This window comes from Sorangium sp. So ce590, assembly GCF_051521365.1.
Classification (GTDB): domain Bacteria; phylum Myxococcota_A; class Polyangia; order Polyangiales; family Polyangiaceae; genus Sorangium.
Map to the genome: position 1 here is coordinate 215,084 of NZ_CP150346.1, position 12,733 is coordinate 227,816.

A 12,733-nucleotide genomic window follows, 5' to 3' on the forward strand; every position below is an offset into this window, starting at 1 on the left:
ACCGACGGGCTGCGATGCGTCGTAACGCCTCGCTGAAACCCGGGCAAAGCACCGGATCGCGACGGTTCGCTCCCGCGGAATCGTCCCGCCGGGAATTGCTGATGCACGGAACGAGACTGGAGAGCAGCGGCGTTCCGGCGCTTCAGCGCGTGACCGCGCCGAGATCCACGAACGCGCGGTCGATCATCACCACGAAGGGCCGCTCCTCGAAGCTCAGGCCGCCCTTGCCGTCGTGATCGACGATCTGCAGCTTGCCCATGCCGTAGCCCATCGGGCCGCGCGAATAGTAATGCGCCTGCAGGGTGTACCGGCTGGCCCGCTGCTCCCGGGGCGCGCGAATGGTGAAGCACTCGGGCCCGTAGCCGGTGGTGACGTCGGCATAGAGGCGCCCGCCGCCCGGCAGCGTCGGGTTCTCGTAGGAAGCGTGGCCGCCGCGGTCGTCCCGGATGTGAAAATCGACGTCGTTGGCGTCGGTCTCCCAGCTCAGCACGAAGCGGAGCGAGGGCGCCCGTTCGAGCGCGGCGCCGGCCTTCGCGAGCCGGCCCAGGACGCTCGCCCGGCGCGCCGGATCCGCCTTGAGCCACGCCGCGGCGATGAGGCCGAGGTCCTCGCGCAGGACGCTCTCCACGCCGGCAAAGCGTCCCGGCGGGTAACGGCGCTCGAGGCCCGCCGCGAGCGCGTCGAAGGCGGCGGCGTGCTCGCCCCGCTTGAGGCGGGCGAACGCGAGCAAGCGGTGGCTGGAGGGGTGGTCGGGGCGCTGCTCGCGCGCCTTCTCGTAGGTGTCGACCGCCAGATCGAGGCCCGCGCCGGGCGGGAGGCGCTCGAGGCGCCCGCCGGCGAAGCGGCGGAGGTCGGCGCGCGCCGGGAACAGGTCGATGAGCGAGCCGTACGCGCGGGCGGCGCCCGGCGCGTCGCCCGCGGCCTCGAGCGCCTCGCCGAGCGCGACGAGGGCGAGCACGTCGCCGGGCGCCTCGGCGCGCCAGGCCGAGGCGTCGCGCACCGCGGCCGGCGCGTCGCCCCGGGCGAGGAGGTCCTGGATCCGCTTGAAGCGGCCGGTATACGGCTCGCTCGGCGGCTCTGGCGGCGGCGCGGCGGCGTCGGAGGCGTCGGGGGCGTCGGGGGCGTCCGGCGGCGCGAACAGGATCGGGTACGCCACGTCGACGCTCCCGGCCTCGGGCGGTGGGAAGCTCAGCGCGTGGAAGGAGCGGAGCACGCAGGAGACCACGGCCCCGTCGGGCAGATCGGAGCCGTCGTCGCGCGCCTTCGCGACCGCACCGCGCTGGTCGATGGTGAAGCGCACGGCGACGCGGCCCTGCAAGCCGGCGTTCCGCTGGAGCCCGCGCTCGTAGCAGAGGCGGAAGCGGCCGAAGTTCTGGCGGACGATGCGCTGGATCACCTCCGGCGGAAGGCGGCCGCTCACCTGGACGGCGCCCATGCGGACCGAGGGCGCCGCGCCCCGGTGGCGGCCGCCGAGGCGGCCGTGCCCGCTGCCGAAGCCCTGGCCGGCGCCCGCGGTCGGCGCGGCGCTCGGCGCGGGCGCGGAGGCCCCGTGGCCCAGGGTGCCGATCGCGCCGAGGCCGATGCCCTCGCCGCGGCCGCCGCCGCCCTCGCCGATGCCCGACAGCCCGAGCCCGCCCGCGCCGAGGGACGCTTCGGCTTGCGCGCCGGGAGGAGATCCAGGCGGCGCGGGGGGCGGGCGCAGGGCCGCGGTCTGGCCCAGGGAAGTCTCGGCGTCCGGGCGGGCGGGCGGCGCGGCGCGCTGCGGCTTCTGGGCCGGCGGCCAGGAGCGCTTCTGCACGGAGACGCGGCCGCCCTCCACGGTCAGGATGTCGGCGAGGCCGCGCCGGGCGATGTCGAAGCGCGCGTAGTCGCCCTCGGTCTCCAGCACGAGCAGCGCGGTGTACGGGCTCAGCACGCGGTGGGTGATCGAGAGGTCGATGATCTGCCTGCGGAGGGCGGTCGGGTCGCCGCCCGACGTCTCCCGGGCGAGGAGGCCGTCGATCTTCGCCCGCGCCCAGGAGCGCTGGAGCAGCGGGCGCTCCACGCCGCGGAGATCGGGCGCGGTGGTGCGGCCGTCCACCGTGATCCGGACCGGCAGCTCGGCGGGCACCTCGGCGTAGACGAGCGCCTCGTCGCCAGGCTGCACGCCGTCCAGCGTGCGGGGCCAGACCCAGCGGGCGCCCTCGACGTTCACGGCGATCCCCGAGCGGGTGGCGGAGGCGAGGCGCCGGTCGAGCTCGGCGACGCCGCGGGCGCCGTCGATCACGGCGCCGTCGCGCGGCAGGCCCGCCGTGACGAGCTGCCGGAGGACGGCCTCGTCGCGGATGCCGCCGAGCGCGACAGCGTCGAGCCGCTCGACGCCCGCGTCGCGCAGCGCCGCCGCGGCGCCGCGCAGGGCGCCCGGCGCGACCTCGCCCGCGGTGGCGATGCCGTCCGAGAGGAGCACGACGCGCCGCTGCCCGCGGGCGGGCGCGCGCTCGCCGGCCCAGCGGAGCGCGCGCCCGAGATCCGAGGCGCCGAGCGCGTGCCGCTCGCGGATGCGCCGGAGCTCCGCCTCGCCGAACGCCGAGGCCGGGCCGTCGAAGATCGGGGTGACGGTCTGGTCGTAGCAGGCGACGGTGAGCGGCGCGCCCGGGCCGCCTGCCCGCGCGGTCGCCTGCGCGACGGCCGCGAGCAGGCCGAGCTGCTCGTCGAGGCCGAGCGCCCGCGAGGCGCTCGTGTCCACGAGGATCACGGCGGAGGCGAGCGGATCGGGCCGCGCTTCCACCGGTGCGCGCACGCGGGCGAGCACGAGCTCGCCGCTGCGCAGGCCGCCCCGCGCCTCCATCGACCCGAGCCGCGCGGGATCCACCGCGAAATCGGCGTCGGGCGCCGCGTCGTTCCGCTTGAGCACGTGGATCGGCGCGGCGGCGCCCGCGACGGTGGCCTCGAGGTCGAGGCGCCTCATCACGGGCAGGCCGCGCAGGGGGACGGTGAAGGGCGCGTCGGGGCGGAGCTCCTGGGAATACGAGAGGACGATCTCCTTCACGCCGCGCGCCGGGATGGGGAACACCCGCGCGCTCACCTCGTTGCCCGCCGCCTGCTCGAGCAGCGCCGGATCCTGCTTGCGATGGAGGAAGTCCTCGTACGCCTCGCGCGCGCGCTGGCGCTCGACCACCTCGCCCTCCTGCCAGCGATCGCCGATCCTCATGGCGAGGCGGCCGAGGCTCGCGCCGGGCGGCAGGGTGACGCGGAAGGTGCCCTCGAGCACGCGATCCTCGGGGTTCTCGAAGGTGAGGTGCAGCTCGGTGAGCGCGAGCGGCGCCTCGATGACCGCGCGGCCGGTGAGGGCGGCGAGGCGCAGCCCCGTGCCGTCGGCAGCGGTGAGCTGGATCGGCGGGGCCTCGGGGCGGCGCGCGGCGAGGGCGAGGGGCGGCACGGCGGGCGCGGCGGGCTCGGGACCGCGCGAGAGCGAGCCGGGTGTCGCGGGCGGCGAGGTGCTGTCGGCGCAGCTCGAGAGCGCGGGGACGAGAACGGCGATCGCGGCGAGCGCAGCGCGGCCGCGGAGGAGGGAGCTTCGCACGGGGGGTCTCCGGTCGTGGCACGGCGGGTCGCGCCTGAACGCGGGCCCGCCGGCTGTGGGGTAGGGGGATCGACAGCCGGGCGGGCCGGAGGTTCCCGTCGCAGCCGCGGTCGAGTCGTCGCCGGCCTCCGCATCGAGCACCGCCGGTTGCCGGCGTGCGCCAGCCTTTGAGCTACGCTGCGACGCCATGATCGCCCGCCGGCCCGCCTACCTTGGGTCGATGCCAGCGCACCGCGAGCAACAGAAGCCCACGTCGCTGGGCGCCACCAGGACAGGACTGACGGATGTCTGAACCGGCGAAACATATCACGACCGCTCGGTGCTCATGCGGGAGCGTCGAGCTCGAGGCCACCGGCGCTCCCATCCTCGGCGCCGCCTGCTACTGCGACGATTGCCAGGCAGGCGCCCGTCAGATCGAAGCGCTGCCGGATGCGCTGCCCGTTCGAGATCCCGACGGCGGTACCGCATACCTGCTCTACCGGAAGGATCGCCTCCGATGCTCGAAGGGAGACCAGCTCTTGCAGGGCCACAAGATCAGAGAGACGTCGCCAACGAGCCGAGTCGTCGCCGCCTGCTGCAATTCAGCGATGTTCCTCCGGTTCGATGGCGGGCCGCACTGGGTTTCGGTGTACCGAGCGCGGTTCGAGGGAGATGCTCCGCCCTTGCAGATGCGCATCAACACGAAGTTCAAGCCGGGGAATGGCGATGTCCCGAGCGATGTGCCCAGTTACTCGACCTTCCCCCTCAGGTTCGTCGCGAAGCTCGTCGCTGCCAAGATCGCGATGCTGCTTCGTCGATGAGGCGCGGCGCCCGACCCATCGATCGGCCGGGAGCCGCCCTCTCGCAGACGACGGTCGCCGCGCGGGCGAACACGGAGATGGCCCGATGGATCACGTCATCCGTTGTACTCGCGCAGCGCCGTGCCCCTCGCGCGGGCCAGCATGGCGAACGCGCGGCGCTCCGCCTCCCAGAGGATCCGCTCCTCGTCGAGCGTGAGGAGCTCATGGTCCTTCATGACGAGCCGGCCCGCGATGATGGAGTGGCGGATATCGCTGGACCTCGCCGAGTACACGATGTTGCCGACGAGGCTGTTGCGAGGGCGGAGGTGAGGGCGGTGGAAGTCGAAGAGGATGATGTCGGCGGCGGCGCCGGGGGCGATGACGCCGCTCGCCTCGAAGCCCAGGGCCCGCGCGCCGTTCCGCGAGGCCAGGCGGAGCACGGCGTCGCCGGGCAGGGCCTCGGCGTCGCGCAGGTGCGCCTTCTGCAACAGGGCCGCGAGCTGCGCCTCCTCGAGCATGTCGAGGTTGTTGTTCGAGCCGGGGCCGTCGGTGCCGAGCGCCACGTTCACGCCGCGGGCGAGGAGCGCGGGGACGGGCGTCACCCCCATCCCGAGCTTCATGTGGCAGCCGGGGCATTGCGCGACGCTCACGCCGCGGCCGGCGAGGATCGCTGTGTCCTCCTCGGTCACCGAGATGCAATGGGCGGCGAGCTTCTGGCCGGGGACGTCGAGGAGCCCGAGCGCGTCGAGGAGCGCGGGGGGCGTCTTCCCGTGGCGCTTCCGCGATGCCTCGACCTGCTCGTCGCTCTCGGCGAGGTGGATATGGATGCCCAGGCCCTCCTTGCGCGCCGTCTCGCCGACGCTCCTGAGGAACTCGGGCGGGCAGGTATAGGGCGCGTGCGGGCCGAGGCACGTCTTGATCCGGCCGCCGGCCGCGCCCTGAAAGCGCCGGGCGAAATCCACGGCCCCGGAGAGATCCGCCCCGACCTCGCTGGAGAGGCCGAAGACGCACCAGGCGAGGAGCGCTTTCATGCCGCTCTTCTCGACGACGTCGGCGACGCGGTGCATATGAAAATAGTGATCCGCGAAGCCGACCGTGCCGCTCCGGATCATCTCGGCCGCGGCGAGATAGGCGCCCCATTCGACGTCGTCTGCGGTGAGGGCGCGCTCCGCGACCCATATTTTCTCATTGAACCAGCGATCGAGCGGCAGGTCATCTCCGAAGCCGCGCACGAACGTCATGGCCGCGTGCGTGTGCGCGTTCCAGAGGCCGGGCAAGGCGACAAGATCGGTGCCGTCGAGCACCTCGCCGGCGAGGAAGCCGGGGGGCGCCTGGCCGACGGCGACGATCGCACCGCCTTCGATCGCGATATCGACGCCGCGGAGCACATCGCCCGCGTCGTTGAGGGTGATCACATCGGCGGCCTTGATGAGGATCGACGGCATGATGCTTTAAATCATTCTTCGCGCGAGGGCTCAAGGCCCGCGCCGGCCACGTGGGCCTGTCGTGGTCTGAGCCGTGGGCTCATGCCGTCGAGCACCGGGTGTGCGGCGTCCGGGACGTAGATGTGCCCCAGGCTTTACCGCGCGCGCGTGCTGTGATGCAGTGTCGCCGTGACCGCACCGAGCCAACCCAGGGCGCCCGAGGGCGATCTCGCCACCTTCCAGCGCGAGCGCGTCGCGCGCGACGGAGAGACGCGCGATGTTTATCGAAAAGGGAAGGGCCCCGCGGTCCTCGTGCTGACCGAGATGCCGGGCATCTCTCCCCAGGTGCTCGGGTTCGCGGACCGGGTCGTGGCGCTCGGCTGCACGGCCGTGCTGCCCGACCTCTTCGGCACCGCTGGCCGCGACCCCCTGCGACCCAGGCTCTCGGGCGTGCTCTACGGCCTCTCGACGATGGCCAAGGCCTGCATCAGCAAGGAGTTCACCTGCTTCGCGGCGGGGCGCTCCTCGCCGGTCGTCGACTGGCTCCGGGCCCTCGCCGCGTCGGAGCACGAGCGCTGCGGCGGGCCGGGCGTGGGCGTCGTGGGGATGTGCTTCACCGGCGGGTTCGCGCTCGCCATGGCCGCAGACGCTCGGGTGCTGGCGCCCGTCATGTCGCAGCCCTCGCTCCCGTTCCCGCTCACGAAGAGCCGGCGGCGATCCGTCGACTGCGATCCTGCGACCCTCGACGCGGTGGCGCAGCGCTGCGACCGAGAGGGCCTCCGGGTGATGGGGCTCCGCTTCAAGGGCGATCCCCTGGTGCCGGAGGAGCGGTTCCAGCTCCTTCGCGAGCGCCTCGGCGACGGGTTCGTCGCCGTGGAGCTGGAGCAAGCCGACGGGCACCCCGAAGGGCCCCTCAGGAAGCATCACTCGGTGCTCACCGGCGCGTTGATCGACGCGCCGGGCGAGCCGACGCGCGCCGCGCTCGACCGCGTCCTGCAGCTCTTTCGCGACAAGCTGCTGGTCACTTCGATCAACGCCTGAACGACGTGCGCTCGGCGACGCGCTCGCCCCAGGGCGGGTCGGCGGGCTCGAGCACGACGGGCACTCTCCTCGCGACGCGTGGTCACGCACAGCAAGAAAACGACGCAGTCGGGGCGATTCGCGTGAAGGACGACCGAGGCTGCCGGCATCCACCAGCCAACCGTCAGGTTTTCATGCGGGTCAGTCTCTCGAGACGGCTCGTATCTCGCACGCTCGGAGAGAAAATTCATGAGACAGCGGTATCTTGCTTTGGCGAAATTATTCTGTATCACGGCAATGGCCATGGCCTCGTCGGCGTGCGGCGGCGACGGAGGGCCCGATTCCGAGCCGGAGCTCGACCTCGAGCGCTCGGATGTGGAGGCGCCGCTCCAGGGAAGCGCCGGGAGCGGGAGCTGCCCGCTGCTCGACGGTCCACACGCGTACAACGAGCTCAAGGGCCCGCTCGAGGCTCTGCCGGTCGACTGCGTCCCCAGCTGGACCGAGGCGCAGCTGAGCCATGGATTTGCCGCGATCCGTGACACGCGGCATCCGGAGCTCGCCTTGCCGGCGCAACCCGGGTTTCCGCGGCGGATTCCCTGGCTCGATCCTGAGAACGGCTGCGAGGAGCGGGCCCCGGCGGCGGCCTACTTCCTCCACCAGTGGGACTATCCGACGCCCTGGTTTGCCAGGGTGACCGGGGATTTGACCTTGCAAACCGAGAACGAGCCGGACGGAGAAGTGTCGTGGAGCGGCCACGTTGCGCCCGTGGTCCGGGTCGGCGGGCAGCTCATGGTCCTCGACCCTGCCATCGAGCCGGCTGGGCCTCTCCCGATCGCGGCGTGGCTCTCTCGGTTCGTCGCCGGCGAGGCCGACATGGCGGTGTGCCGCGATCACGCTCTCGGGGACGGGTGCTTCGCGGCCGAGCCCGTGGCGCCGTCGCTTCCCAGCATGGCGTCCGACTACGAAGGAATACGCATCCGGCTGGTCTCCGAATGGCGAGTTCAGGAGCTCCTCGGACGCGACCCGTACCGCTCCCTCGGCGACTGCCCGCCGTGGGTAACCACCTGCCCGCCCGAGCCCGCGCCCGACCCGAACCTCCCGCCGACCCTCCGGCGATTCGCGTCGGACCGGACCGACATGCCCGTCTGGTATCCCATCTACGTCATCGGAGACAACTTCGTCCCGGGCTTGACGACCGTGCGCATTACCGGGAACGGTATCGACGAGCTGGCTCCCATCTCCGAGATCAACAAGCGCAGGATCCTGATCGAGCAGGAGTATCCGTTCGGCGTCTACCAGGTGACGGCGTCGAACGGAGCGCACGCCAGCCCGCCCCTGTCCCTGACGATCGAGTGATCCGGAGGACCAGGCACATGCGCCGGCGGTCGAGCTATCTACCGCCCGAAGAACGACACCTGCTGGAATCGCAGGCCGGCCAGGATCTGCTCCACCCGCGTGTCGGACAGCGACCCGATCCGTTCCCCCAGGCGGGCCTTGTCGACCGAAGAGATCTGCGACACGACCACGACGCTCTGCCTGGGGAGGTCCCCTTCGCCCACGTCGAGCAGGACATTCCCCGGCTCGTTCGCCCGGTGCAAGTTCGACGTCAGCGCGCACACGACCACGGTCGTGATGCGCGAGTGGTTGAAGAGGTCGTCCTGGACCACCACGTGGGGATGGGAGTAGCTCGGGGCAGGCCCTCGCGAGTCATCTGGCCCTATCCAGAACACGTCCCCGCGGTTGATCTTCACCGGAGGTGTGTCCGCTGGTTCTTCTGCGCTCGCCGTCATGTGCGCTCGCGAAATTGGCCTGAAGAATGCGGCATTGCAAGAATTATGAGCCCGCCGGCCGATGCCGGCGGGCTGCTATCAGAGGCACTCGACGAGGCCGTCGTACAGCGACCTGTCCGTCCCGGGGAGCGCGGTGTCGATCGCCCGATCCACCGGCGCCGAGAGCGCCTTCACGAGGTCGACCACGGCGGTCTCCGGGGCGACGGGCATCTCGCAGAGGAAGACCCTGGCGTCCACCTCCACATCGCCCGTGGAAGGGAGGATCTCCTCGTTGCTCGCCGCGAAGACCCACACGCAGCTGCCTATCGTCCCGGCGTGCTCCTCGACGGAGCAACGGAATCGAAGCGGCTCGTAGTTGCTGTACTCTCCTTCGCAGAAGGTGTCGCCGCACACGGCGTCGAAGTCGTCGTCCAGAACGCGGAGCAGCCCGTACCAGGCGTCGATCTCGGCCGCGCTCGTGAAGTACGACCCGGCGTCGACGAAGCGCTTCGCGCCGGTCGAGCCGGCCGGAGCCCCCGCACCGTCTTGCCGAGGAGCGGTGCTCTCCGGTCGCGGCAGGGCGGCGCCTTGCGCGGCAGAGCAGGCGAGCGCGAGGACAGGGAGAAGCAGGAACAGGGAGCGATGAGAGCGATGAACCAACATGCGTGCCTCCATCCGAGCGCGACGCGCGGCGCCGGCTCGAGCTATCACGCCGCGTCCGGGCCTTTGCGCTGTCCCGCAACGGCGAGGCCAGCGCGAGGTCGGCCCTCGCGGCGTTTCGATAGGCGCTCTTTGCGAGCGGCGTGCCGCGGCGTTTTTGCCGGATCTCGCGGCCCTCGCCGCGCCCCGGGACCTGGCGGCCGCCACGCGTGCCGCCAGCTCCGCCAGCTCGGCGGCGAGCGCCGCCGCCGATGACGCCCTGCCCGGCGCCGGTGGCGTTTTGAAGAGAATCTCGCCTCTGGGCATGAACGATCCTCGCGAGTCCGGGAACAGAGTCACGCACACGAACGGAGCTCTCCAACCGACGCAGTGATGCCCGGCGGCGCGAGCCGACGGCGCGCGGCGGTGACCCGAGGGCGCCCGCACACGACCAGGAGCCGATCATGAATTCCCTGCACCCTCCTTTCACTTCTCCGCGAACGCATGTTGCCGGCGCAGCCGCGATGCGCTTGCGAAACGTCCTCTCGACGGTCCTTGTCTCGACGCTGCTCGGCTCCTCGGCCCTGCTCGCGGGCTGCTCCGACGGCGGCGGGGCGCCGGCGAGCACCGAGGCCGGCAGCGGCGGCGAGGACGCCGGCAGCGGCGGCGAGGACGCCGGCAGCGGCGGCGATGGCGGCAGCGGCGGCGGCGAGGACGCGGGCAGCGGCGGCGATGGCGGCAGCGGCGGCGAAGGCGCCGGCAGCGGCGGCGGCGACCCGTGGGGCGAGTGCACCGACGAGTCCACGAACGGCGCCAACACCGACCCGGACGACCCCGTGCAGCAGGCCGTGGATCGCCTCGGCGACGGCAAGTACCCCGCCGTCCTGGCCACCGTCCGTGACGTCGACGGGAAACTCCGTCACTACGCCGCCGGTGTCCGCGATCTGGAGACCCAGGCGAAGGTGCCTGTCGACGGGCTCGTGCGCATCGGCAGCAACAGCAAGACGTTCACCGCCGTGGTCGTCCTGCAGCTCGTCGGCGAGGGCAAGGTCGACCTCGACGCGCCGGTCGAGACGTACCTGCCGGACCTGGTCCGCGGCGAGGGCATCGACGGCCGCGAGATCACGGTTCGGCAGCTGCTACAGCACACAAGCGGGCTGGCCGACTACGACGACGTGCTCCTCGCCGGCGGCGTCTTCCCGGTGCAGCACACCTACTTCGATCCCCACGCTCTGCTCGACATGGGGCTGTCGCAGCCGGCGAAGGCCCCCGGCTCCGAATGGGCGTACAGCAACACAAACTATGTCCTCGCCGGCCTGATCATCGAGAAGGTCACCGGCCGCCCGCTGAACGAGGAGATCACGAAGCGGGTCATCGAGCGCATCGGGCTGCGCAGCACCTATCTCCCCGGCGTCGGCGAGCAGAGCATGAAGGGGTGCCATCTCAAGGGCTATCACACGGACGTGCCCCTGGAACCGCTGCAAGACGTCACCGAGCTGGACACGTCCTGGGGATGGGCCGCAGGACAGGTGATCGGGAGCCCGAGCGACCTCAACCGCTTCTATCTCGCCCTCTTCGGCGGCGAGCTCCTCGAGCCGGCGCAGCTCGAGGAGCTGCGCACCACCGTCGACGCCGCCATGTGGCCCGGCGCCCGGTACGGCCTCGGCGTGGTCAGCACCCCGCTCAGCTGCGGCGGCCTCGTCTGGGGACACGGCGGCGACATCCCAGGCTACCATACCCGCGGCGGCGTCACCGACGACGGCCGCGCCATCACCGTCGCCGTCACGGTGCTGCCGTACTTCCTGTACGGCGAAGGGGCCGCCGATCAGGCCTACCTCGACGTTCTCGACCTCGTCGACGCCGCGCTGTGCGAGTGAGCCCCCGGGCGCGCCCTTGCGCCTCTCCGGCGGCGGGAAGCGCCCGGACCGCGCCGCGCCTCAGGCCCTTCGAGCCGCGCGCGGCGCGATGACATACCCCTTGCGCGCCAGCGCGTGCCGGAACCCGGCCTCCAGGTCCCGGTGCGTGGTGAGGTTGCCGAGATCGAGGCCGAGGTCGATCACGGTGCGGGCGATGCCGGGCGAGGCGCCGACGACGCTGCACTCGGCCCCGAGGAGCGCCGCGGCGCGCGTGGCCTGGAGCAGGTGGTTCGCCACCGCGGTGTCGACCGAGGTGACGCCGGTGATGTCGATGATGACGAACTCGGCATGGTGCCGCTCGATCGCGCCGACGAGCGACTCCATGAGCTGAGCGCCGCGGGAGCTATCCATCTGGCCGATGAGCGGGACGACGAGGATGCCCGGGTGGATGGGGATGCTCGGCGTCGAGAGCTCCTGGATGAGATCGAGGAGCCGCCGCTGGGTCTCGAGGAGGATCGCCTCGTGGCGCTTGGCGTCCTCGATCTTCTTGCGCTCGGTGATGTCCTCGCCGAGCCCGAGCAGATAGCACCCCTTGCCCTTCGAGTCCTTCATGGGGATCCACCGGGAGTGGCAGATGCGCTCCCCGAAGCGCGCCGAGGGCACGCGGAGCTCGGGGATCTCGACCGGCACGCCCCCCGCCAGGACGGCGCGGCTCTCGGCGTCGATCTTGTCGGCCACCTCCTGCGGCAAGTAGTCAGCGATGCGCTTGCCGATCAGGTCCTCTCGCGCGTGGCCATGAAACTCCTCGAACCTCTTGTTCACCCGCACGTAGCGGAGCTCCGCTTCGTCCTTGACAAAGAGCATGAGCGGGAGGTTCTCGATGATGCCGTCGAGGAGGATGCGCGCGCGCTCGAGCGACTCCTCCGTCGCCCGGCGCTCGGTGATGTCGTCGTAGATCACGGCGAGGCCCCGATCGCCCACGGGAAACGACCAGGTCGTGATGACGCGCGAGCCCGCCTCCGGGGGGAGGACCAGCTCGTCCTCGGCGGAGCGGCCGCTGCGGATCAGCTCCGCCAGGAGCTGAGGAATGCCGAGCTGGCGCAGGCTGGGGGCGCTCTCGTCCACGGTCCGTCCGACGAGCTCCGCCATGGGCCTGGTGGCGAGCCGCGCGGAGGCCGGGTTCATGTAGACGTAGCGGAGCGACCGGTCATCTGCGGGGGTCTCGAGGGAGAGGAACGCGCAGCCGAGCTGCATCGTCTCGATCACCTGCACGCAGCGGCGCTGGTGCTCCCGCGCGCGGCGCTCGTCCAGATCGATGAAGCGGAGCAGCGCGCCGCGGCCGCCGCCGATCGTGCAGGAGAGCCCGCGGAGCGCCCAGCGCGGCGCGCCGGAGCCCTCTCCCGGGAGGTCGCTCTCGCCCCGGTCGCTCTCGCCCGAGAGCAGCGCCTGGAGCCAGGCGAGGTCGACGGCCGCGGGCGCCGGCGGCAAGAGCACGCGATCGCCCTCCGGCGACAGCGGCAGCATGGGCGCCCCGGGCCCCGCGAGGAGCCGCGCGAGCGGCTCGTTCTTGCACCGGACGGCGCCCCGCGCGTCGATGACGAGCGCGGGGTCGTCCAGGGTCTCGACGAGCAGCCGCGGATCGATGCACACCCTCTCTTCTCTGTCTTCAGCTGCCGTATTCACG

The 12,733-nt window shown here is 72.0% G+C and carries 9 protein-coding genes; 4 read left to right on the forward strand and 5 right to left on the reverse strand.

Annotation, left to right across the window (positions count from 1 at the left end):
• Positions 1-142: 142 nt before the first annotated feature.
• Complete coding sequence (locus WMF28_RS00790; protein WP_437600081.1) at positions 143-3,562, reverse strand: AgmX/PglI C-terminal domain-containing protein; 3,420 nt, start codon at positions 3,560-3,562, stop codon at positions 143-145.
• Positions 3,563-3,846: 284 nt separating this feature from the next.
• Here WMF28_RS00790 and WMF28_RS00795 point away from each other — a divergent pair, with 284 nt between their 5' ends.
• Positions 3,847-4,362, forward strand: coding sequence for a GFA family protein (locus WMF28_RS00795; protein ID WP_437600082.1), 516 nt, complete (start codon positions 3,847-3,849; stop codon positions 4,360-4,362).
• A gap of 95 nt (positions 4,363-4,457) precedes the next feature.
• On the opposite strand, the gene WMF28_RS00800 is transcribed toward WMF28_RS00795, so the two are convergent.
• Complete coding sequence (locus tag WMF28_RS00800) at positions 4,458-5,786, reverse strand: amidohydrolase (protein WP_437600083.1); 1,329 nt, start codon at positions 5,784-5,786, stop codon at positions 4,458-4,460.
• A gap of 168 nt (positions 5,787-5,954) precedes the next feature.
• Between WMF28_RS00800 and WMF28_RS00805 the strand changes: the two genes are divergently transcribed.
• Both WMF28_RS00805 and WMF28_RS00810 read left to right on the forward strand, forming a co-directional pair.
• Positions 5,955-6,806, forward strand: coding sequence for a dienelactone hydrolase family protein (locus tag WMF28_RS00805; RefSeq protein ID WP_437600084.1), 852 nt, complete (start codon positions 5,955-5,957; stop codon positions 6,804-6,806).
• 282 nt (positions 6,807-7,088) lie between these two features.
• Positions 7,089-8,141: a protein-glutamine glutaminase family protein gene (locus WMF28_RS00810; RefSeq protein WP_437600085.1), complete on the forward strand. Its 1,053-nt coding sequence runs from the start codon at positions 7,089-7,091 to the stop codon at positions 8,139-8,141.
• A gap of 38 nt (positions 8,142-8,179) precedes the next feature.
• On the opposite strand, the gene WMF28_RS00815 is transcribed toward WMF28_RS00810, so the two are convergent.
• On the reverse strand, positions 8,180-8,575 hold the full coding sequence (locus WMF28_RS00815) for a type II toxin-antitoxin system PemK/MazF family toxin (RefSeq protein ID WP_437600086.1): 396 nt from the start codon (positions 8,573-8,575) through the stop codon (positions 8,180-8,182).
• Between the two features lie 78 nt (positions 8,576-8,653).
• Positions 8,654-9,217 (reverse strand): hypothetical protein, encoded by a 564-nt coding sequence (locus WMF28_RS00820; RefSeq protein ID WP_437600087.1) that lies wholly within the window; start codon positions 9,215-9,217, stop codon positions 8,654-8,656.
• Between the two features lie 500 nt (positions 9,218-9,717).
• Between WMF28_RS00820 and WMF28_RS00825 the strand changes: the two genes are divergently transcribed.
• Positions 9,718-11,070 carry a serine hydrolase domain-containing protein gene (locus WMF28_RS00825; protein ID WP_437600088.1) on the forward strand — a complete coding sequence of 451 codons (1,353 nt, stop codon included), beginning with the start codon at positions 9,718-9,720 and terminating at the stop codon, positions 11,068-11,070.
• Between the two features lie 60 nt (positions 11,071-11,130).
• On the opposite strand, the gene WMF28_RS00830 is transcribed toward WMF28_RS00825, so the two are convergent.
• Complete coding sequence (locus tag WMF28_RS00830; protein ID WP_437600089.1) at positions 11,131-12,699, reverse strand: PAS domain-containing protein; 1,569 nt, start codon at positions 12,697-12,699, stop codon at positions 11,131-11,133.
• Positions 12,700-12,733: the final 34 nt, after the last annotated feature.